The organism is Nonomuraea sp. CA-143628 (genome assembly GCF_050942315.1).
Classification (GTDB): domain Bacteria; phylum Actinomycetota; class Actinomycetes; order Streptosporangiales; family Streptosporangiaceae; genus Nonomuraea.
This window is the reverse complement of record NZ_CP192072.1, coordinates 4,159,074-4,179,140: the sequence shown is the minus strand read 5'-3', so window position 1 is coordinate 4,179,140 and position 20,067 is coordinate 4,159,074. Positions and strand designations below refer to the sequence as shown.

20 protein-coding genes are annotated in these 20,067 nt (G+C 71.5%); 6 read left to right on the top strand and 14 right to left on the bottom strand.

The features are described 5' to 3' along the window. The first annotated feature begins 70 nt into the window (after positions 1 to 70). Positions 71 to 1,930 (top strand): PQQ-binding-like beta-propeller repeat protein, encoded by a 1,860-nt coding sequence (locus ACQP2T_RS19350; RefSeq protein ID WP_433517499.1) that lies wholly within the window; start codon positions 71 to 73, stop codon positions 1,928 to 1,930. Between the two features lie 106 nt (positions 1,931 to 2,036). On the opposite strand, the gene ACQP2T_RS19345 is transcribed toward ACQP2T_RS19350, so the two are convergent. From ACQP2T_RS19345 to ACQP2T_RS19335, 3 genes are read right to left on the bottom strand one after another with little or no spacing between them, the layout of a single operon-like run. Continuing rightward, a complete protein-coding gene (locus ACQP2T_RS19345) occupies positions 2,037 to 2,366 on the bottom strand; it encodes a DUF202 domain-containing protein (RefSeq protein WP_397304365.1) in 330 nt (109 codons plus the stop codon). Between the two features lie 7 nt (positions 2,367 to 2,373). Then, positions 2,374 to 2,700: a YidH family protein gene (locus tag ACQP2T_RS19340; RefSeq protein ID WP_225289460.1), complete on the bottom strand. Its 327-nt coding sequence runs from the start codon at positions 2,698 to 2,700 to the stop codon at positions 2,374 to 2,376. 45 nt (positions 2,701 to 2,745) lie between these two features. Further along, positions 2,746 to 3,135 carry a hypothetical protein gene (locus ACQP2T_RS19335; protein ID WP_433517498.1) on the bottom strand — a complete coding sequence of 130 codons (390 nt, stop codon included), beginning with the start codon at positions 3,133 to 3,135 and terminating at the stop codon, positions 2,746 to 2,748. A 154-nt stretch (positions 3,136 to 3,289) separates the two neighbouring features. Here ACQP2T_RS19335 and ACQP2T_RS19330 point away from each other — a divergent pair, with 154 nt between their 5' ends. Further along, complete coding sequence (locus ACQP2T_RS19330; RefSeq protein ID WP_433517497.1) at positions 3,290 to 3,547, top strand: ubiquitin carboxyl-terminal hydrolase 14; 258 nt, start codon at positions 3,290 to 3,292, stop codon at positions 3,545 to 3,547. A gap of 8 nt (positions 3,548 to 3,555) precedes the next feature. On the opposite strand, the gene ACQP2T_RS19325 is transcribed toward ACQP2T_RS19330, so the two are convergent. After that, on the bottom strand, positions 3,556 to 5,136 hold the full coding sequence (locus ACQP2T_RS19325; RefSeq protein ID WP_433517496.1) for a Na+/H+ antiporter: 1,581 nt from the start codon (positions 5,134 to 5,136) through the stop codon (positions 3,556 to 3,558). A 72-nt stretch (positions 5,137 to 5,208) separates the two neighbouring features. After that, positions 5,209 to 6,390 (bottom strand): hypothetical protein, encoded by a 1,182-nt coding sequence (locus ACQP2T_RS19320; RefSeq protein ID WP_433517495.1) that lies wholly within the window; start codon positions 6,388 to 6,390, stop codon positions 5,209 to 5,211. A 249-nt stretch (positions 6,391 to 6,639) separates the two neighbouring features. On the opposite strand from ACQP2T_RS19320, the gene ACQP2T_RS19315 reads away from it, so the two are divergent. After that, entirely contained in the window at positions 6,640 to 8,610 is a 1,971-nt protein-coding gene (locus ACQP2T_RS19315; protein ID WP_433517494.1) for an ATP-dependent DNA helicase, read from the top strand. A gap of 112 nt (positions 8,611 to 8,722) precedes the next feature. Here the strand turns inward: ACQP2T_RS19315 and ACQP2T_RS19310 are convergent, their stop codons facing one another. The 7 genes from ACQP2T_RS19310 to ACQP2T_RS19280 all read right to left on the bottom strand — a co-directional run bounded on the left by ACQP2T_RS19310 (position 8,723) and on the right by ACQP2T_RS19280 (position 14,769). Continuing rightward, positions 8,723 to 9,481 (bottom strand): SGNH/GDSL hydrolase family protein, encoded by a 759-nt coding sequence (locus tag ACQP2T_RS19310; protein WP_433517493.1) that lies wholly within the window; start codon positions 9,479 to 9,481, stop codon positions 8,723 to 8,725. Positions 9,482 to 9,669: 188 nt separating this feature from the next. Further along, positions 9,670 to 10,746, bottom strand: coding sequence for a 3-dehydroquinate synthase (aroB, locus tag ACQP2T_RS19305; protein WP_433517492.1), 1,077 nt, complete (start codon positions 10,744 to 10,746; stop codon positions 9,670 to 9,672). After that, positions 10,743 to 11,243 carry a shikimate kinase gene (locus tag ACQP2T_RS19300; protein ID WP_433517491.1) on the bottom strand — a complete coding sequence of 167 codons (501 nt, stop codon included), beginning with the start codon at positions 11,241 to 11,243 and terminating at the stop codon, positions 10,743 to 10,745. Before ACQP2T_RS19300 ends, aroB begins: the two co-directional genes overlap by 4 nt. After that, positions 11,240 to 12,421: a chorismate synthase gene (gene aroC, locus ACQP2T_RS19295; protein ID WP_433517490.1), complete on the bottom strand. Its 1,182-nt coding sequence runs from the start codon at positions 12,419 to 12,421 to the stop codon at positions 11,240 to 11,242. The genes ACQP2T_RS19300 and aroC overlap by 4 nt, the downstream gene beginning before the upstream one ends. A gap of 43 nt (positions 12,422 to 12,464) precedes the next feature. Next, entirely contained in the window at positions 12,465 to 13,100 is a 636-nt protein-coding gene (locus ACQP2T_RS19290; protein WP_433517489.1) for a prepilin peptidase, read from the bottom strand. Between the two features lie 10 nt (positions 13,101 to 13,110). After that, positions 13,111 to 13,638 carry an SseB family protein gene (locus ACQP2T_RS19285; RefSeq protein WP_433517488.1) on the bottom strand — a complete coding sequence of 176 codons (528 nt, stop codon included), beginning with the start codon at positions 13,636 to 13,638 and terminating at the stop codon, positions 13,111 to 13,113. A 33-nt stretch (positions 13,639 to 13,671) separates the two neighbouring features. Beyond that, a complete protein-coding gene (locus tag ACQP2T_RS19280) occupies positions 13,672 to 14,769 on the bottom strand; it encodes a ring-opening amidohydrolase (RefSeq protein ID WP_433517487.1) in 1,098 nt (365 codons plus the stop codon). A 132-nt stretch (positions 14,770 to 14,901) separates the two neighbouring features. Here ACQP2T_RS19280 and ACQP2T_RS19275 point away from each other — a divergent pair, with 132 nt between their 5' ends. The 3 genes from ACQP2T_RS19275 (at position 14,902) to ACQP2T_RS19265 (ending at position 18,081) form a co-directional block, all read left to right on the top strand. Then, complete coding sequence (locus tag ACQP2T_RS19275) at positions 14,902 to 15,585, top strand: alpha/beta fold hydrolase (protein WP_433517486.1); 684 nt, start codon at positions 14,902 to 14,904, stop codon at positions 15,583 to 15,585. A 16-nt stretch (positions 15,586 to 15,601) separates the two neighbouring features. After that, a complete protein-coding gene (locus tag ACQP2T_RS19270) occupies positions 15,602 to 16,672 on the top strand; it encodes an FUSC family protein (protein WP_433517485.1) in 1,071 nt (356 codons plus the stop codon). A 302-nt stretch (positions 16,673 to 16,974) separates the two neighbouring features. After that, positions 16,975 to 18,081, top strand: coding sequence for an FUSC family protein (locus ACQP2T_RS19265; RefSeq protein WP_433517484.1), 1,107 nt, complete (start codon positions 16,975 to 16,977; stop codon positions 18,079 to 18,081). A 114-nt stretch (positions 18,082 to 18,195) separates the two neighbouring features. Here the strand turns inward: ACQP2T_RS19265 and ACQP2T_RS19260 are convergent, their stop codons facing one another. Beyond that, positions 18,196 to 18,762, bottom strand: coding sequence for a peroxiredoxin (locus ACQP2T_RS19260; RefSeq protein ID WP_433517483.1), 567 nt, complete (start codon positions 18,760 to 18,762; stop codon positions 18,196 to 18,198). Between the two features lie 119 nt (positions 18,763 to 18,881). Next, positions 18,882 to 20,048: a pyridoxal phosphate-dependent aminotransferase gene (locus ACQP2T_RS19255; RefSeq protein ID WP_433517482.1), complete on the bottom strand. Its 1,167-nt coding sequence runs from the start codon at positions 20,046 to 20,048 to the stop codon at positions 18,882 to 18,884. Positions 20,049 to 20,067: the final 19 nt, after the last annotated feature.

Sequence of the window (20,067 nt, the reverse complement as noted above, 5' to 3'; positions counted from 1 at the left end):
ACCGACGTGACGAATACCCTCGCGGGGCCTTGTGATCGGCCTTGTGATCGGCGCCCCCAGGGGAGGATCAGTGGACTGGCGGGCGATGGTACGGCTGACCGGCGCGGGCCTGGTCGCGCTCGGCGGGATCGGTGTCGCGGCGGCGTTGTTCGTTCCGTGGTCCTGGGCCGGCCTGGCCAAGGATCCCCCGGACACGACGACGTGGGTCGTGATCCTGGCCCTCGGGCCGGTGACCAGCGCCGGAGTGGCGCTGTCGGCCATGCGCCGGAATGACGAGACGGCGACGTCGCGTGCGGGGCTCGAAGTCGCGCGCGCCGGCGGGGCCTTACCGGCCCGCCCGGCAGCCGACAACCACCCGGCGGCGGCCAGATCCGTCGGCGCGCAGCTGACGGCCGCGGGCGCCGCCCTCCTGGCCGGTGGCATCGCCACGGTGGTCCTGCTGGACATCACCCCGGACGAAGGCATCCGAGCGGGCGGGCCGCTGACCGTGCTCGCCTGCGCTGCCGCTGCCGCCGGCTGGCTGCTGCCCCTCCCGATCCGCCGCACATCGCCGCTCCTCCCGGCCGGCCGCACGCCGCCGCTCCTCCCGATGCGCCGTACGCCGCCGCGCCAGGCACTGATCCCGATCGCCGCGGCTTCGGCGGTCCTGCTGCTCGTGGTGGTCGGCGCCGTCCCCGCCGTCGGCTGGTACACCGAGGGCCGCTTCGTCCGGCACATCACCAGCACGGCGCTGCCTGCCTTACCCAGTGCCCCACCGTCCCAGCTCGGCCGCTTTCGCTGGCAAGCGCCCACGGAACCGTTCCGGCTGATCGTCGAGCCCGTCGCCGCGGGTCGCCACGTGATCGTCCCGGAGGGCGGGGGCGTACGTGCGCTGGACGCCGTCACCGGCCGCCCGCTGTGGTCCTATGAGCGTGACGACGTCACCAGGGACGAGGACCTCGCGGGTGTCGTGGTCACCACCGACGGGCTCATGACCGTCCTGTCGTACCACTTCTTGACCGGCGCGCTGGTGGTGGCCCTGGACACCGCCACCGGCCAGGAGCGCTGGCGGCGCGAGCTGCGGATGAGCCCGGTCGCTGGGCTGCCCCGCCTGGTCGACGGCGGCGATGTGCTGCTGCTCGACAACACCGCCCTGGGCGGCGAGCTCGTCGCGCTGAATCGCCGTGACGGGCTGCCCCTGTGGCGGTGGAGCACGGCGAAGCTCGAGAACGACTGCCCTGAGATCGCCACGGCTGTGGCGGTGGCCGGTCCTGTCGCCGCGCTGCTGGCCAGCTGCCGCGCCAGGCCCGAGGCGGACATGGTGATCGCGCTGTCCACCACCGACGGGCGGCAACGCTGGACATGGCGGCCCCCGGCAGACGCGGCCGCGCGGCCTCTGGGACTGGAACTGCCGATCCATTCGGCCGGAGACCGATTCTGGGTCGCGTACTCCCGGACAGCCGCCGACGAGAAGACGGCGACGCGGTCCGCGGCGCTGCTCAGCGCGGACACCGGCGCGATGACGGCGGAGCACCCCCTGCCTTCGGAGCAGCTGGAGCACTACCGGTTCCCGCTGGTCGCGGACGGCACGATCGTCTATCCGGGCGAGCCGGCCATCGGTGTGGACCTGGCCACGGGCCGGGTGCGCTGGAAGCAGCGGATGACCGAGCTCGCGAGCTGGGCGCCGATCGACGCGGTGAGCCGCGACGGCATCGCGTACCTGCTGCTGGGCCCGGCGGAGGACGCGGCGGACGACCCGGCCCGACCCGCTCTGCAGCTGCTCACGCTCGACGTCGCCACCGGCCGAATACGCGCCCGGCAACCCTATGACCCCTCAGGATGCGGAGAGAGCTGCGGCCGCAACACCACGGCCCGGCTCATGACGGGACCGGGCCTGCTCGTCGTGGGCTCACTGGAGAAGGACGGGACCCGGCTGCGCGGCATCGGATGACGCGGCCATGATCGGATCCGGCCGCGCGGGCATCGGATGACCAGGTCAGGACGCGACCGCCCGCTGCCGTACCAGCTCAGGATGTGACCGCCCGCTGCCGTACCAGCTAGGCGAGAGCCAGCACGAACGCGAGCGCTCCGGCCACCACGCTGAGCGTGCCGAGCCAGGCGAACAGCGCGTCCAGCCCGGCGTCGACGGGCCGGCCGCCGTGCAGGGCCTCCTGTACGCGGCGGAACCGTGTCCTGGTCCTGAGCAGCAGCGCGGCACCGCAGAGCGCGGCCGGTACGAACGTGACGACGACGGCGAGGGGCAGCCCGTGCCGCGCGGACAGGCCCATCGCGCCGAGCCCGCCCGACGACAGGGCCACGGCGGTGCGTACCCAGGCCAGGCGGGTCCGTTCGCTCTGCAGCCCGGGATCCCAGATCTCCTCGGACATCGGCGGATCAGGCGCCCATCACGATGACCACCAGGGCGATCACCGCCACCGCCGCCACGCCGTAGCCGAAGACGGCGGCGAGGGCGGGCGGCGGCAGCGGCGCGCGCTCGCGCAGCGCGCGCTGGATGTTGCGCCAGCGCGGATAGGCCATGCCCGCCGCCAGCGCGGAGAGCGAGACCAGGACCACGGCCAGGGCGGTGCGCACCCAGGGGACGAACAAGTGGTCGGGGAGCGCCGCCATGGCGACGCCCCCGGCGCTGAGTGCCAGCGCGGTGCTCAGCCATGTGAGGAAAGTACGCTCGTTCGCGAGCGTGAAACGCGGGTCAGGCTCCATACGAACGACGCTAATTGGCACATATTCCCCCTAGAGAAGCCGGGGTTAGCCGCCGCAGGCCTTGGCGACCTTCTCCAGATAGGCGGCGGTCTCGGAGCCGACCTTCTGGGCCGCGTCGACGGCGTCGTTGACGTTCTGGACGTTGATGCCGCTCAGTGTCTTGGCCAGGTCGTCGGAGGCCTGCTTGAGTGTGGTGTTGGCGGCCTTGTCGGCCACCTCGTTGAGCTTGGCGGCGCTGTCGTCGAGGGCCTTCTCCATGGCCTTCGGGTCATCCTTCAGTTCGGTGAGCTTGGCGCCCAGCTCGGTGACGATCTTGGGGGCCTCCAGGCAGGACTGGGCCTTGTCGATGGTGTTGTTGACCTCACCGCAGCCCGCGGCGAAGACGAACATGGTGAAGGCGGCAAGGGGCACGAACCGGCTTTTGAGGCGACGCATACTGCGACCCTACCCAACGTGTTCACGCCCCCGGCGGGACTGGATCACCCCAAATAGCCCCAAACCACCTACGGTCACCATGCCCACGGTCACCACCCGACCAGCAAGGGGTGCGGGCGAACTGCCGTGCCACAGAAGCTCTAGGATTTCACCTATGGCAACGTGTGAGCATATTTCCCAAGCGGAGGACCCGGCCCCGCGCACGCCCGACGGCTGCGAGGAGTGCCTGGCGGCAGGTGGCCGGTGGGTGCACCTGCGCCGCTGCCTGGAGTGCGGTCATATCGGGTGCTGCGACTCCTCACCCAACAAGCACGCCACCAAGCACTTCCACGCCACCTCGCACCCGGTGATGCAGTCGTACGAGCCGGGCGAAAGCTGGAAGTGGTGCTTCGTCGACAACGCGATGGCCTGACGCGGGGCCTAGCGCTCCAGGATGGCCTCCTCGAAGTCGAGCTCGGCCATCACCTCGCGCAACACCTCGTCGTCGAGGCGGCGTTCGTCGCGTAGCCGGACGAACGTCTCGCGCTCGGCCTGCAGCATCGCCCGGCGCAACCGGCGATAGAGCGTGCTGGGCGTCTCGGCGCCTCCTTGAGCGGTGCCGCCGCCCAGACGCTCCCACGCGGTCAGCGAGCGCCGCCACGACTTCTCCCTGAGCTGGTCGATGACCTGCTTCTGGATCTCGTCGGGCTCGCCTTCGACCTCGATCAGCCCGTCGAGCACCTCGGTGCCCGCGGCGAGCGCGGCCTGCTGCGCCGCCGCCTCGGCCAGCCTGTCCTCATACTGCTCCTGCTCGCTCGACACACGCAGCCGCCTGATCAGCGCGGGGAACGTCGTGCCCTGCACGAGCAGCGTGCCTATCACGGTGGTGAAGGTGAGGAAGAGCAGGATGTCGCGGTCGGGCATGCCGACCGGAATGGCGAAGGCGGCGGCCAGCGAGACGACCCCGCGCATGCCCGCCCAGCTGATGATCACGGTCGGCGCGGGCGCGGGCGCCGGATCGCCCTTGCGTCTCCCGGTCAACAGCCAGAGCAGGTACGTGACGGGGAACATCCACACGAACCTCGACAGCACGGTCACCAGGAACACCACGACCGCGTACAGCGCCACCTCCCAGGCGCCATAGCCGCCGATCCCCTTGATCACCGTGACCAGTTGCAGGCCGATCAGCGCGAAGACGATCGCTTCCAGGAAGAAGTCGGTCACCTTCCACACCGCGTCGGACACCAGCCGGGTGCCGAACCCCCGCTGGTGCATCTGGTTGCCGAGATAGAGCCCGACGATCACCACCGCGATGACGCCCGAGGCGTGCACCGACTCGGCCGCGAGATACGCGGCGAACGGGATCAGCAGCATCAGCGTGTTCTCGACCAGTGAGTCGCGGGTGTGCCGGAAGACCCAGGAGAACAGGAACGCCAGCGCCAGCCCGATCGCCACCCCGGCCGCCGCCGAGTAGAGGAACTCGCCGACCCCTTCGAGCAGGTCCACCGTGCCGCCCACGGCGGCTCCGATCGCCACGCGATAGAGGGTCAGCGCGGTCGCGTCGTTGAACAGGCTCTCGCCGATGAGGATCGTGAGTGCCCGGCGCGGCAGCCCGAGCCGGCGGCCGACCGCGACGGCGGCCACGGCGTCGGGCGGCGCGATGATGGCGCCCAGCGCGAACGCCGCCGCCAGCGGCAGATCGGGCAGCAGCAGGTGGACGACCAGCCCGACGACGGCCGTCGTGAACAGCACCAGCCCGACCGACAGCAGCGCCACGGCCCGCTTGACGTCACGCAGGCGCAGGTAGGAGCTGTCGAGCGCGGCCGAGTAGAGCAGCGGCGGCAGGAACACGAACAGCACCAGCTGCGGGTCGAGCGGCACGGCGGGCACCAGCGGCGAGACCAGCAGCCCGGCGGCCACCAGCAGCAGCGGCGCCGGCCAGCCCTTGCGCCGGGCGACGGCGGCGACCGCGACCGCCCCTGCCGCCACCAGCAGCAGTTGCAGGCCCATCGTGGGGTTCACGGCGCTCCTCCACCTCGGCACGGGCACGCGAAGGCAGCGTACCGCTCACGAGATGGTCCGCCCGCCTCGGGCTCACCACTCCCTGCGGCGGTCCCTGTCGTCGTCGTACTCCTGGTCGGGACGGAGCCGCTCACCGGTGGAGAACATCGGGTCGCCCACGTAGGGCCGGGACAGGTCCGCCTGGTACGGCGTGCCCTGCTGCTGGTTGCTCCCCATCGAGAACAGCGGGTCGACCGGGTTGGGCGGCGTCTGGTAGGCGGGGAAGCCGTCCGTGGAGGGGTAGGGCACCTGCGTCGGCGGGTACGCCTCGCGCTTGGCGTAGGTGATGGGCTCCCGGGGCCGACCCGCGCCCGGAATGCCGTGCATCGGGGTGCCGAGACCGGCCGGGTCCGGCTGCTGCGGCGGTTGCTGCTGGTATCCGCGCTGGCCATAGGGGTCGTGCGGCTGCTGCTGCTGGGCGAAGGGCTCGGGCTGCGGCCGGCTCGGCGGGGCCGACTGGGAGGGGAAGCCGAGCGGGTCGGTGTTGGGCGCCTGCCTGCGGCGGTTGCCGGGCATCTGGTAGACGGGCTCGCCGGGGTCCTGGACCGGCGCCGGCTGCGCGTACTGCTGGGGCTGCTGGGGGCCGCTGAAGGGGTCGCCGGCGTACTGGGGGGAGCCGCTGTAGGGGTCCGGGGCGGCGGGGACCGCGTATTGCGGGCCGGTGAAGGGCTCGGGCGCCTCGGGCTCGGTGTACTGGGGGCCGGTGAACGGCTCGCGGGGATTCGGCTGGCCGTACTGCTGCGCGCCGTAGGACCCCTGCTGGCCGTACTGCTGGCCGAGGGGCTCGCGCGGCGTCGGCGCGGTCGTCTCGCTGTAGGAGGCGACCAGCTTGTCCTGAGGCGGCGGAGCGCCCCTGGCCACCAGGACGTCGTTGGGGGACAGAGCGGCGGTAGGCCGGTCTTCGTGCGGCGGCGGCGGTGGGGAGCTCTGGTGCGGCCGTTGGTATTGGCCGGTGCCGGGGATCACCTCGGTGCCCGGGTCGTGCGCGGGCACGGCGGGCTGCTCGCCCGTGGCCTCGGCGAACCCGTCATCGAGGGTGTCGAGCAACCGGCCGACATCGTCCATCGGCATGCGGAAGCTGGCGGTGCACATCTCACCTCGCCACAGGCTGAGCACCAGGGTGCCCTCATGCCACGTGACCCGGAGACACCGCTCCTGACCTCGAGCATCGAAGAACACTTCGCCGAACGACGGCAACGGGACAACTTCCGACATGGCAGACATACTGCTTTAACCAGCCTTTATCCGTCCACTCAACCCCGGTAAACCCTACTGAACCGGCTCTCCCCATCTGACCTCATACCCCACTGGCCACTTCCAGGTAGGTCTTTTGGGCCAGTTGGAGTTCCGATCGTTCAGTGTGCCACGCGAGCCGCTGTGGACGTCCCAGAACGCCGGGATGCGTCCACACGATCACACGGCGTTCGGCGCGTCGACCCTCGATTGCAGGTACCGTTTACTGCCGTGCCGGACTCCCATCTTCCCTCAGCCGAAGAACTGCTCAGCATCGCGGTCAGCGCTCTCGGAGGGAGCGAACGGCGGGGCCAGATCACGATGGTGCAGGCCGTGCAACAGGCCATCGACGATGAGGAGCATCTGGCGGTCCAGGCCGGCACCGGCACCGGAAAGTCGCTCGCCTACCTGGTGCCCTCGATCAGGCACGCCATGGAGGCCGACAAGCCGGTGGTCATCTCGACGGCCACGATCGCGCTCCAGCGGCAGCTCGTGGACCGCGATCTGCCACGGCTGGCCGAGGCGCTCGGCAAGGAGCTGCCGCACGAGCCGACGTTCGCGATCCTCAAGGGCCGGCGCAACTACCTGTGCCGCTACAAGGCGACAGCGGGCTGGCCCGAGGACGACGAGCAGGACCAGCTCTTCGACCCCCGCGAGGTCGGCGCGACGGGCCGGATGGTCCAGCGCATCCAGGAGTGGGCCGAGGAGACCGAGACGGGCGACCGCGACGAGCTGGTGCCCGGGGTCAACGAGCAGGCGTGGCGGCAGTTCTCGGTCAGCGCCCAGGAGTGCCTGGGCGCCACGCGCTGCCCCAGCGGCGCCGAGTGCTTCGCCGAGCTGGCCAGGAGCCGGGCGGGCGAGGTCGACGTGGTCGTCACCAACCACGCGCTGCTGGCGATCGACGCGATGGGCGACATCCCGGTGCTGCCCGAGCACGCCATGGTGGTCGTCGACGAGGCTCACGAGCTCGTCGACCGAGTGACCTCGGTGGTGACCTCCGAGCTGTCGGAGAGCTCGGTCGCGCTCGCCGTGCGCCGGGTCGGCCGGCTCATCGAGCAGCCGATCGCCGACCAGCTCATGGAGGCGGCAGAAGACCTCAAGGCGCTGCTGGCCGCCGCTCCCCCCGGACGCGTCGACGAGCTGCCCGAGGTGCTCGGGCTCACGCTGGCGCTGGTACGCGACGCCTCGGCGCGATGCGTCTCGGCGCTCGGCCCGCGCGGCGGCGACAAGGACGATCCAGACCGAGCCGGCCAGCGCAAGGCCGCCTTCACCGCGCTCGACGAGGTGCACGACACGGCGGTGCGCATGCTCGAGGCCTACGGCCACGCCTCGGAGGAAGACCGGGCCGAGGTGGTGTGGCTGGAGGGCGCCACCGACCGGCGCCCGCCCGTGCTGCGGGTGGCCCCGCTCAACGTGGGCGGCATGCTGCGCGACCGGCTCTTCGGCGACCGCACGGTGGTCCTCACCTCGGCCACGCTGGCGCTCGGCGGCACCTTCGACGGCCTGGCCCGCCAGTGGGGGCTGGGCGACAAGGGCTGGCAGGGCATCGACGTCGGCTCGCCGTTCGACCATCCACGGGCGGGCATCCTGTACGTGGCCAAGCACCTGCCACAGCCGGGTCGTGACGGCCTGCCACAGGCCTACCTCGACGAGATCGCCGAGCTGATCGAGGCGGCGGGCGGGCGCACGCTCGGCCTGTTCTCCTCGATGCGGGCCGCCAAGGCCGCCACCGAGGCGCTGCGCGACCGGCTCGACGTGCCGCTGCTGTGCCAGGGCGACGACTCCACGATGCTGCTGGTCAAGCAGTTCGCCGAGGACGAGGCGACCTGCCTGTTCGGCACGCTGTCGCTGTGGCAGGGCGTCGACGTCCCCGGCCCGTCGCTGCGGCTGGTCATCATCGACCGGGTTCCGTTCCCGCGCCCCGACGACCCGCTCACCTCGGCCCGGCAACGACACGTGGCGGCCAAGGGCGGCAACGGCTTCATGACGGTCGCCGCCACGCACGCCGCCCTGCTGCTCGCCCAGGGCACCGGGCGGCTGCTGCGCGCCCAGCACGACAAGGGCGTCATCGCCGTCCTCGACCCGCGCCTGGCCACCGCGCGCTACAGCGGCTTCCTGCTGGGCTCCCTGCCGCCGTTCTGGCGCACCACGGACCCGGCGATCCCACGGGCCGCCCTCAAGCGCCTGTCCACGGAAGACTGACCCGCCCCTGCCTGCCCGGCAGGGGTTTTTGAGAGCCACACAGGCCAGAGAGCCGTGCCGCTCAGGGGGCTGGGCTGGTCAGGGGGCTGGGCTGGTCAGAAGGCTGGGCTTGTCAGTGGGCCCAAGGAGCGAGGTCGGGGCGCTTCGGGTCGAGGCCGTCGCCCGAGGAGGCGCCGCGCAGGCGGCGGGTCACCCACGGCACCAGGTGCTCGCGGATCCACTGCGCGTCCTCGCGGCGCCGGGCGCGCGGGTCGACGGTGCGCTCGGGCCACACTTTGCGCCAGTCGTCGAACGGCACACCCAGCACATCGAGAACCCGGGCGGCCACCAGCCGGTGCCCGTCCTGGTTCATGTGCAGCCGGTCCTCGCTCCACGCCCGCCAGTCGCGCAGCCCCTGCATGGACCACTGGTCGACGAGCCGGCACCCGTAGAGGTCGGCGATGGAGCGTACGTGTAGATAGAAGATCGCGAAGCGGCCGCGCAGCCGCCGCATCACCGGTGTGTCGCGCGGGTCGACGCCGGTGAACAGCAGCACGTCGGCGCCGGTGGCCCGCAGATCGCGCACCGCGCGGGCGAGCCGCTTGGCCATCACGTCGGGGTCGCTGCCCGGCCGCAGCAGGTCGTTGCCGCCCGCGCACAGGCTGACGAGGTCGGGCGCCATCTCGACGGCGATCGGCACCTGCTCGGTGACGATCTGCTCGAGCAGCCTGCCGCGTACGGCCAGGTTCGCGTAGCGGAAGGACGGGTCGTCGGCCGCCAGCCGCTCGGCCACCCGGTCGGCCCAGCCACGGTAGTGGCCGTTGGTGCCGGGGTCGTTGAGACCTTCGGTAAAGCTGTCACCAAGAGCGACGAAAGAGCGATATTGCCTCATGACCTGCTGTTCATCTCCGCCGTGCCGTGGTGCGTCAGGACATCTGACTGTAGTGCGAACCCCGCCGCCACGCCCGCCGCCACCCCCACACGCGGGTAAAGCAATAGAGCGGAAGGTGTTTAAGGAAAGGTGATCAGGGGAAAGGCGTCACCGGCCGACCGCCCGGGACGCGGCCGGCTGCCGCATTGTCATCGGCCGACCGCCCGGTAGGCGGCCTCCAAGAGCTCCTCGGACGGCCCTTCCAGCCGTCCCGGCTTCGCCAGCCCGTCGAGCACGACGAAGCGCTGCTTGGCGCCCCGGTTCTTCTTGTCCAGCCGCATGTGGTCGCGCAGTTGCGGCCACGCATCGGCCCGGTAGGTCGTGGGCAGGCCGACGGAGGTGAGGATGGACCGGGTGCGTTCGACCAGGTCGATCCCGATGCGCCCGTCGAGCCTGGACAGCTCGGCGGCGAACACCATGCCGATGGAGATGGCCTCGCCGTGGCGCATGGTGTAGTGCTCGGCCCGCTCGATCGCGTGGCCGAGCGTGTGACCGTAGTTGAGGATCTCGCGCAGCCCGGCCTCGCGCAGGTCGGCGCCGACGACGTCGGCCTTGATCTGGATCTTCCGCTCGATCAGCTCGCGGGTGTGCGGCCCTTCGGGCGTGGCGGCGGCGTCGGGGTCGTCCTCGATCAGCATGAGGATGGTGGGGTCGGCGATGAAGCCGCCCTTGATGATCTCGGCGAGCCCGGCCGCGTAGTCGGCGCGCGGCATGCTCGACAGCGTGCTCAGCTCGCACAGCACGCCCGCCGGAGGCAGGAAGGTGCCGACGAGGTTCTTGCCCTCGGGGGTGTCGATGCCGTTCTTGCCGCCGACCGCCGCGTCGACCATGGCCAGCAGCGTCGTCGGCATCAGCACCACCTGGACGCCGCGCAGCCAGGTCGCGGCGATGAACCCGGCCAGGTCGGTGGTGGCTCCCCCGCCGACGCCCACGACGGCGTCGGAGCGGGTCACGCCGTAGCGGCCCAGGGCCGACCAGAGCTCGGCGGCCACTTCGATCGACTTGGCCGCCTCGCCGTCGGGCACAGGCAGCTCCACCACGTCGTATCCGGCGCCGGACAGCGCCTCGCAGACCGGGCGGGAGATCTCGGGCAGGCCCGCCGGGTGGATGACCGCGACCGTGCGTACGCCCGGCTTGAACAGCCCGGCCAGCTCCGGCAGCACGCCGGTGCCGATCACCACCTCGTAGGGGCTGTCGCCGCGCACGGCGATCCTGGTCGCGCTCATGCCGGGAGCCCCTTCATGATCTCTTCGGCCAGCTCGGCGGGCTCGCGCTTGTCGGTGACGACCGTCAGGACGGCGAGCCGCTCGTAGATCGGGCGGCGCTCCTCCATGAGCTTCTTCAGCTGGCTGCGCGGGCTGAGCACGAGCAGCGGCCGGGCGGAGGCCAGGCCCACCCGCTGGACCGCGTCGGACAGGCCGACCTGGAGGTAGACGACCGGCTGGCCGGCGAGAAGCCGCTGCGCCTCCTCGTTGAGCACCGCGCCGCCGCCCAGGGCCAGCACGCCGTCGTGCTCGGCCAGCGCCTTACGCACGGCCTGCAGTTCGAGCTCGCGGAAGCGGGCCTCGCCCTCCTCGATGAAGATGTCGGAGACGGGCTTGCCCGCGGTGGCCTCGACGTCGGCGTCGGTGTCGCGGAAGGAGACGCCGAGCAGGCCGGCGAGCAGGCGGCCGAGGGTGGTCTTGCCGGACCCCGGGGGGCCGATCAGCACGGCCTTGATCATTTGATCACCATCGATGACAGGTAGCCGGACAGGTTGCGGGCGACCTCCTCGACGGAGTCGCCTCCGAACTTCTCGAGCGCCGCGTCGGCCAGCACCAGCGCGACCATGGCCTCGGCGACGATGCCCGCCGCCGGGACCGCGCAGACGTCGGACCGCTCGTGGTGCGCCTTGGCCGCCTCGCCGGTCTTGACGTCGATCGTGGCCAGCGCCCGCGGGACGGTGGAGATGGGCTTCATCGCGGCGCTGACCCGCAGGATCTCGCCGTTGGTCATGCCGCCCTCGACGCCGCCCGCGCGGTTGGTGATGCGCTTGACGCCGTCGGCCGCGGTGTATTCGATCTCGTCGTGGGCGCGCGAGCCGGGCCGGCGCGCGGTCTCGAAGCCGTCTCCGACCGCCACGCCCTTGATGGCCTGGATGCCCATGAGCGCTCCGGCCAGCCGGGAGTCGAGGCGGCGGTCCCAGTGGGTGTAGCTGCCCAGGCCGGGCGGCAGGCCGTAGGCGAGCACCTCGACGACGCCGCCGAGCGTGTCGCCGTCCTTGTGCGCCTGGTCGATGACGGCGACCATCGCGGCGCTGCCCTCGGGGTCGGCGCACCTGACGGGGTCGGCGTCGATGCGCGCCAGGTCGTTGGGGCCCGGCAGGTTTTCGGTGGGCGTCTGGGCGCCGCCGATGGAGGTGACGTGGCTGACGATGTCAACGCCGAGCGCCTGCTTGAGGAAGCGCCTGGCGACCTCGCCGAGCGCGACTCGGGCCGCGGTCTCGCGAGCGCTGGCCCGGTCGAGGACCTGGCGGGCGTCGTCGAAGCCGTATTTCTGCATCCCGGCCAGGTCGGCGTGGCCCGGCCTGGGGCGCGACCTGGGGGCGTTCCTGGCCAGCCCGTCGAGCTCGGCCGGGTCGACCGGGTCGGCCGACATGACCTTCTCCCACTTGGGCCACTCGGTGTTGCCGATGCGGACGGCGATCGGGCTGCCCATCGTGCGGCCGTGCCGGACGCCGCCGGCGATCGTCACCTGGTCCTGCTCGAACTTCATCCGGGCGCCGCGGCCATAGCCGAGCCGGCGGCGGCGCAGGGCCTCGTCTATGGCGGCCGTGGTCACCTCGACCCCGGCCGGCAGGCCTTCCATGACGGCTACGAGCTCGGGGCCGTGGGACTCTCCGGCGGTCAACCAGCGCAACATGCGTACAAGTCTTCCACGTGCCGCCTAGTGGGATGTCCGGTGTTCACTGGCCGAGACAGAGTGCCGTGAAGGCGCCGAGCAGCATGAACGGGCCGAAAGGGAACTGTGTGTCGCGAGTGGCGCGTCTGGTGAGGAGCAGGACGATGGCGTAGAGGGCGCCTGACAGCTGGCCGGCGACGGCCGCGACGACCCACGCCTGCCAGCTCATCGCCGCGGCCGCCATGCCGATCAGCCCGGCGAGCTTGACGTCGCCCAGACCCATCGCCTCCGGGCGGGCGAACCAGAGCACGGCGTACGCGGCGGCCAGCGCCAGCGCGCCCAGCAGCGCCCTGGACAGCTCCCCCGTGGGCAGCAGGGACAGCGCCAGGATCGGGTACGACGGCAGCGTGATCACGTCGGGCAGCCTTGTGGTCCGCCAGTCGATGAGCGCCAGGGCCGTACCTGCCAGGGCGAAGTAGACGTACGGCAGGCCCGCCCGCCAGGCGACGAGGGCGGCCACGGCGGCGGTGGCCACCTCGACGGTGGGCGGCCAGCGCGGAACGGGGACCGTGCGCAGCACCGCGTCCAGGGCTGCGCGGGCCTCCTCGCGGGTGTCCGGGGGGTTCGGTACGAAGCAACCGGCGAGCGTCCTGACGTAGCGGCCGACGATCAGTCCGAGGAGCGCGACGAGTGCCACCACTCGCCGAACCCTACTTCCTGGAGAACCATCGGCGCTTGCGTACCGGCTCGACGTGGGCCACGGTCACGCCGGAGACCTCGTCGAGCGTGCCCGACTCGACGGCGGCCAGCGCTTCCAGCACGCCGCCCTCGATCACGAACGGCACCGGCCCCGCCACGTCCACCACGACCGCCGCGACCCGCTCACCGGCGGCGGCCCGGCAGACCTGGAGCAGGGTGGCCTGGATCGGCCGGGCGTCGGGACGCCATCTGGCCAGGGACTCGGCGCCCGTGAACGCTGGCACCGCCTCCCTGCCGTCCTTGCCGACGAGCTTGGGGAGCGCCATCTCGCTCTCCTTCTCCTGGCGCAGCCCGTGCTCGCCCACCTCCGACTCGGTCAGCAGGGCGACCACGGGAACGAGGAGCCGGGCGGCGGTCAGGGCGTTGAGCACCTCGGTGGCGTCCGCCTCGCCTCGCTCGTAGGAGGTCAGGGCGGCGGCCACGGCGGGCGCGGCCGTGCCGTCGTCGCCGGGGTCGAGTGGCTGGGGAATGCTGGGCACAACGCCCGAGACTACCCGCGACCCGGCGGTTCGCTATCCCAGGTCGGCGATGGCGGCGACCGGGCCGCCTCCCGACGGGCCCTGGTGGACGGCGGCGACCGAGACGAACACCGCCGGATCGCCCGTGACCGCCGCTGCCACTCCCCCCACCGTGGCCTTGATCTGGCGGTGCCAGTGCACGTCGGAGTCGTCGAGCATGATGTTGCGCCGCCCCCGGACCCGGCCGGACGGGTCGGCCTCGCACTTCATGAAGACGTTCACCAGGCGGTCGCCGAGGTCGGTGTGGTGCGGCCGCTCGGGGAGCGGAAGGCCGGAGTCGCGGATCGCGTCCCAGATGCCGTCGGCGTCCAGGGCGTCCCGCATCACGCCGTGGCCGATCCGGTAACGCCCGCCGATCCCCCGTACGTTGCCCACCAGCACGATCTGCGCCCGGTCCAGCTCGACCCCGGACGAGCACGAGGCCACCGAGGAGTACAGGGACAGGTCCTTGTGGATCTGGTCGGCCCGCGGCGGTTCGATCTCGCCGAGGGCGACGGCGATACCGAGGGCCGTCGTGGAGTTGGACAGGTCCATGGAGGGGCCGGTCTCCTCGATGGCGGTGTCCTGGCCGCGGCTCTTGGCGTCGGTGATGGTGGCCAGCGTGAGCAGGGGCGTCTTGGTCTGCACGTAGTGGACGTCGCGCGGGTCGTCGATGCCCGCGATCTTCATCGCCTCGCGCACCCCGGCCGCGACCTTCTCCACCATCGCCGGCCGGCCGATGTCCTCCGGGAGGATCACGTCGCTCATCGCGACGCCGACCGACACGCGCGGCTCATCCGATCGGGGCGCGCCGGCCGGGTCGGTGGTGGCGAACACGGTGGCGTGCGGGCTGAGCACGCCGTCCGTCCCTCCGGACCACACCAGGGGTACGGTCTCCGGCGCCGGATGCCCCTTGGCCGCCAGCACCTCACGGAAGGCCCGGTCGGCCAGGATCCGGGTGTAGTCGTTCACTCCCCCGTTGCCCTCGGTCTTGCCGATCACCGCGAGCACCCGGTGCGCCTCGATCACCCCGTCGTCGATCAGCCGGGCCAGGCCGGAGGCGTCCGTCACGCTCTCGATCGGCATCTTGCGCACTTCTATCGGATCCGGCATCACAACCCCTATTCGGACGATGGGTTCGGCGGTTAACACGCGCGACTCCCAGACCTACCCCGGCGGCACACGGGTCTCACCGGCAATGTCTGCCTAACGTCGTGGCCTGCCTCGGGGGATAGGGTCACCGGTGTGATTCGCGAAGCGCAGGTAAACGGGATAAAGCTCGTCTATCGGGAGGAGGGCGATCCGGCCGCTCCCCCGCTGGTGCTCATCCACGGGCGGACCGCCGACCACAACGACTGGAACGGCATCACCCAGCACTTCGCCGCCCGCTATCACGTCTTCGCCATCGACCTGCGGGGGCACGGCGCCAGCGATTACCCGGGCGCGTACGCGCTGGCCGACATGGCGCGCGACGTCGTCGCGCTGCTGGACGAGCTGGGCTTCGAGCGGGCGACGCTGGTGGGGCACTCCCTGGGCGGGGCGGTGGGCTATCTCGTGGCCATGACGTGGCCTGATCGCGTCGAGCGGCTGGTTCTGGAGGATCCGGCGCCGCCGTTCGCGATGAAGAACCGCCCGCCGATCGTGGAGGAGGGCGAGTCCCCCGGCTTCGACTGGCGGATGGTGCACGAGACCGAGCGGCAGTTCCTCGCGCCCGATCCGGCGTGGGCCGAGGGGCTCGCCTCGATCACCGCGCCGACCCTGGTCCTGTCGGGCGCCAGCCATCTCGACGTCGAGGCGGTGGCCGAGCGGATTCCGGGGGCCGAGCTGGTCACGATCGAGGTCGGGCATCTCATCCACGTCTCCGCGCGGGCGGCGTTCCTGCGGGCCGTGGACGAGTTCCTGGCCGATGGAGCGCCGCAAGCTGGGTAGGCGAGGGTTCGTGCAGGTGAAACGGCGGCTGAGCAGGCTCGTCCTGATGGCGCCGACGGTCGGGCAGTGTGCCGTGGCGGCGGCGCTGGCCTGGTTGGTGGCCAAGGACGTCCTTGGCCACCCTCGCCCGTTCTTCGCGCCGATCGCGGTGATCATCTGCATCGGCGTGGGCCTCGGGCAGCGGCGGCGCCGGATGGTCGAGATGGTCGTCGGGGTCAGCCTCGGCGTGGGCGTCGGCGACGTGCTGGTGTCGTGGATCGGCTCGGGCGCCTGGCAGATCGCACTCGTGGTGGCACTGGCGATGGCCATGGGCGTGCTCCTGGACAGCGGTTCCCTGATCGTGCTTCAGGCCGGATCCTCGGCCGTACTCGTCGCCACCCTGCTGCCCCCGTCGGGCGTCGGCGGGGTGAACAGGATGCTCGACGCGCTGGTCGGCGGCGTCATGGGAATCATCGCGATGGCCCTGCTGCCGGCCAGCCCGTTCGCCCTCGTGGCCAGGCAGGCGTCGGGGATGTTCGAGGCGCTGGGCGACGCGCTCCGGAAGATCGCGGAGGCGATCGAGAAGTCCGACCCCGCTCTGGCGACCGAGGCGCTGGAGGTCGCGCGGGGGACGCAGACGAGCGTGGACACCTTCCGGCAGGCGCTGGGGACCAGCTGGGAGATCGCCACCATCTCACCGCTGCACTGGCAGAGCCGCCACCGGCTGGAGGGGTACGAGACAGCCGCCGTACCACTCGATCACGCGGTCAGGAACGTCAGGGTGCTGGCCAGGCGGGCCGTCGTGGCCCTCGGGGGGCAGAACCCGCCGCCTGCCTGGCTGCCGGTCGCGCTGCGCGACCTGGCCGACGCGACCCAGCTGCTCCGGGAGGAGCTGGCCCTGGGGCACGAGCCGGATCGGGCCCGCGAGGCGATCCTGGCGGTGGCGTCGCGGCAGGTGGCGGATGAGCGGTGGGGGTTCTCGGCCGGGGTGATGGTCGCGCAGTACCGGTCGATCGTGGTGGACCTGCTCCAGGCGAGTGGCGGCGACCGCGAGCAGGCGATGGCCGCCCTCCCGCCCCTGGACACGGGCGAAGAGGATGTCCCCTAGTGCGGTGACCCCCTGGGGGTTCGTCCCACGACCGTCTCGGTCTCTGTGACGGTCCGTGGCGGCTGGTGTCCCTTGGAGAGATACCCCCTCCGGGGGCGGGGAAGAAAAGGACCCGTGCTGGCTGGGGTCCTTCTGGAGGACCCCTTCGGGGGAAGAGGAAGAAGAGGCCCGCCGTGGCTGGGTCCCAACCGAGGGATCCCCCTGCGGGGGAGCGGAAGAACGGCCGGTTGGCGGAACCTGCCGACACGCCCGAATACGGGCATTGTGACCTTAATGTCACAAAGATCCGCCAAGGTAGAGGGGTGCGAACGAGGCTCAGCGATCATGTACGGGAACGGCTGAGCGGGTTCGGCCTGATGGCGCCCTCCATCGCGCAGTGCGCGGTCGGCGCGGCGCTCGCCTGGACCGTCGCCATCCAGTTGCTCGACCACCCTCGCCCGTTCTTCGCGCCGATCTCCGTGCTGATCTGCGTCGGCGTGGGCCTCGGGCAGCGGTTGCGCCGGGTGGCCGAGCTCGTGGTCGGGGTCAGCCTCGGCGTCGGCGTCGGCGACCTGCTGGTGTCCTGGATCGGCTCCGGCGCCTGGCAGATCATGCTGGTCGTCGCGCTGGCGATGACCACCGCGGTGCTGCTGAACAGCGGGGCGCTCTTCGTGGCGCAGGCCGGGTCGTCAGCGGTGCTCGTCGCCGCCCTGGTGCCCGCGGACGGCGCCGGGGGCTGGGACCGGATGGCCGACGCGCTCACCGGCGGCGTCATCGGCATCGCCGCGGCGGCGCTGCTTCCGGCCAGCCCCTTCACGATCGCCGCCAAGCACCTGTCGGGCGTGCTCGACGCGCTGTCCACGGTGCTCGAACGGGCCGCGGAGGCGATCGAGAAGCGCGACGTGGACCTGGCCGCCGAGTCCCTGGAGGAGGCGCGCAACACCCAGGCGGCGGTCGCGGAGTTCGAGCGGGCGGTGGAGACCAGCAAGGAGATCACGCTGATCTCGCCGCTGCACTGGCACCGGCGTGGCCGGCTGGCCAGGTACGAGACCGTGGCCGTGCCGGTGGACCTGGCCCTGCGCAACGCCAGGGTGCTGGCCCGCCGGACGCTGGCGGCACTGGGCGAGACGAGCCCGCCGCCGACCTCGCTGGCCGAGGCGATGCGCGAGGTGTCGGAGGCGGCGCTGCTGCTCCAGCTCGAACTGGCGGCCGGACGCGAGCCCATGCTGGCCCGGCAGGCGCTGCTCGCCGTCGCGGCGCGGGAGCGTCCCGAACGGCTGGGCTTCTCGGCGCACGTCATCATCGCGCAACTGCGCTCCATCGCCGTGGACCTGCTCCAGGCCACCGGGATGGAGCACGAGGAGGCGACGGCGGCGCTGACCCCACTGGACGCGCCCCACGGCGCGGACGCGAAGAACGCCGGCGGCTGACAGCCGGGGCGGAGATGGGCACCCGGAGAACCCACCTCCGCCCCGGAGGTGATCATGGCGGCTGTGTTCATCGCCAATATCCTGACGGCCTTGGCGTAGCCGGGCAGCGCCGCTTCAGGTCGTCGATGCTCCCCGGGCCAGCAACGTCTGCGCGTCGAGACCCGCCTCGCCCTTGTTCCAGTTGCAGGCGCAGAGCTCGGTGGACTGCACGGCATCGAGGACCCGCAGGACTTCCTTGACGTTGCGGCCCACGGATCCGGCGGTCACCATCGTGAACTGGATCTCGTTGTGCGGGTCGACGATGAACGTGGCCCGCTGGGCCGTGCCGTCGTCGCCGAGCACCCCGCACGCGCCACCCAGCTCGCGCTTGACGTCGCTCAGCATCGGGAACGGCAGGTCGCGCAGGTCGTCGTGGTGCTTGCGCCAGGCGTGGTGGGCGTACTCGGAGTCGACGGAGACGCCGAGAACCTGCGTGTCGCGGTCGGCGAACTCGCCGTTGAGCCGGCCGAACTCGGCGATCTCGGTCGGGCAGACGAAGGTGAAGTCCTTCGGCCAGAAGAACACGACGCGCCACTTGCCCTCGTAGGTCTTGTGGTCGATCTCCGCGAACGCCCTCTCGGGGTCGAGGCCGACGCAGGCCGTGAGCGTGTACTCGGGAAAGCGGTCACCGACGGTGAGCACGATTTCGCCTCCTTCGGGGGTCGGGGCCCAGAGGTGATCCCTGGCGGGGAAGGGCTCCTACCCTAGCTCAGCTGTGCTCATTCCACGCTGTAGCCGAACAACTACAGTTTCGAGAGGCGCTAAGCCGACAGGCGCTTGAGCCGGGTGACCGCCTCGTCGATCACCTCGTCCTTCTTGCAGAAGGCGAACCGGACGAAGTGCCTGCCCCGGCCCGGGTGGTCGTAGAAGACCTGCGTCGGGATGGCCACCACGCCCACCAGCTCCGGCAGCCGCCGGGTCAGCTCCAGCCCGTCCGCGAAGCCCAGCGGCCGGATGTCGGTCTGCACGAAGTACGTCCCCGACGGCCTGAGCACCTCGAACCCGGCCGCCGCCAGCCCGTCCATCAGCCGGTCCCGCTTGTGTCCCAGCCCGTCGCACAGCGCCGAGACCCACTCCAGCTCGTTGCGCAGGCCGTAGGCGACCGCGAGCTGCCACGGCGCGCTCGCGGTGAAGGTGAGGAACTGCTTGACCGTCTGCACCGCCGTGATCAGCGAGGCGGGGGCGCAGATCCAGCCCGTCTTCCAACCGGTGACGGAGAACGTCTTGCCCGCCGAGGAGATCATCACCGTGCGTTCGCGCATGCCGGGCAGCGTCGCCAGCGGGATGTGCTCGACGCCGTCGAACGTCAGGTGCTCGTACACCTCGTCGGTGATCGCGGTCAGCCCGGCCTCCTGGCAGAGCTCGGCGATGACGGTCAGCTCGGCGCGGGTGAACACGGTCCCGGTCGGGTTGTGCGGGGAGTTGACGAGGATCGCCCGGGTACGCGGCGTGACGGCGGCGCGTAGTTCGTCCGGGTCGAAGGTGAATCGTCCCTCGACGGGCCGCATGGTCACCGCGACCAGCCGGGCCCCGGCCAGCGCGATGGAGGCGGCGTAGGAGTCGTAGTAGGGCTCGAAGGCGATCACCTCGTCGCCCGCCTCGCACAGCGCCAGCACGCTGGCCGCGATCGCCTCGGTGGCGCCCACCGTCACCAGGATCTCGCCGTCGGCGGCGTAGTCGAGGCCGTAGTGGTCGGCCCGGTGCTCGGAGACGGCCTGCCGCAGCTCAGGGACGCCGGGGCCGGGTGGGTACTGGTTGGCGCCGGACACGATGGCCTGCACCGCCCGGTCGAGCATCGCCGCGGGCCCGTCGGTGTCGGGGAATCCCTGCCCGAGGTTGATCGAGCTGGTCTGTACGGCCAGCGCGCTCATCTCCGCGAAAATCGTCGTACCGAAGGCGCGCATCCGGGATACAAGTGGTTCCGTCACGGCCCCAGACTATTAGTCT

Bases quoted from the DNA above. Each gene is read 5' to 3' on its own strand.
- ACQP2T_RS19345 (WP_397304365.1), bottom strand. From the start codon at position 2,366: ATGTCCGAGGAGATCTGGGATCCCGGGCTGCAGAGCGAACGGACCCGC.
- ACQP2T_RS19340 (WP_225289460.1), bottom strand. From the start codon at position 2,700: ATGGAGCCTGACCCGCGTTTCACGCTCGCGAACGAGCGTACTTTCCTC.
- ACQP2T_RS19335 (WP_433517498.1), bottom strand. From the start codon at position 3,135: ATGCGTCGCCTCAAAAGCCGGTTCGTGCCCCTTGCCGCCTTCACCATG.
- ACQP2T_RS19330 (WP_433517497.1), top strand. From the start codon at position 3,290: ATGGCAACGTGTGAGCATATTTCCCAAGCGGAGGACCCGGCCCCGCGC.
- ACQP2T_RS19320 (WP_433517495.1), bottom strand. From the start codon at position 6,390: ATGTCGGAAGTTGTCCCGTTGCCGTCGTTCGGCGAAGTGTTCTTCGAT.
- ACQP2T_RS19310 (WP_433517493.1), bottom strand. From the start codon at position 9,481: ATGAGGCAATATCGCTCTTTCGTCGCTCTTGGTGACAGCTTTACCGAA.
- aroB (WP_433517492.1), bottom strand. From the start codon at position 10,746: ATGAGCGCGACCAGGATCGCCGTGCGCGGCGACAGCCCCTACGAGGTG.
- ACQP2T_RS19300 (WP_433517491.1), bottom strand. From the start codon at position 11,243: ATGATCAAGGCCGTGCTGATCGGCCCCCCGGGGTCCGGCAAGACCACC.
- aroC (WP_433517490.1), bottom strand. From the start codon at position 12,421: ATGTTGCGCTGGTTGACCGCCGGAGAGTCCCACGGCCCCGAGCTCGTA.
- ACQP2T_RS19280 (WP_433517487.1), bottom strand. From the start codon at position 14,769: ATGCCGGATCCGATAGAAGTGCGCAAGATGCCGATCGAGAGCGTGACG.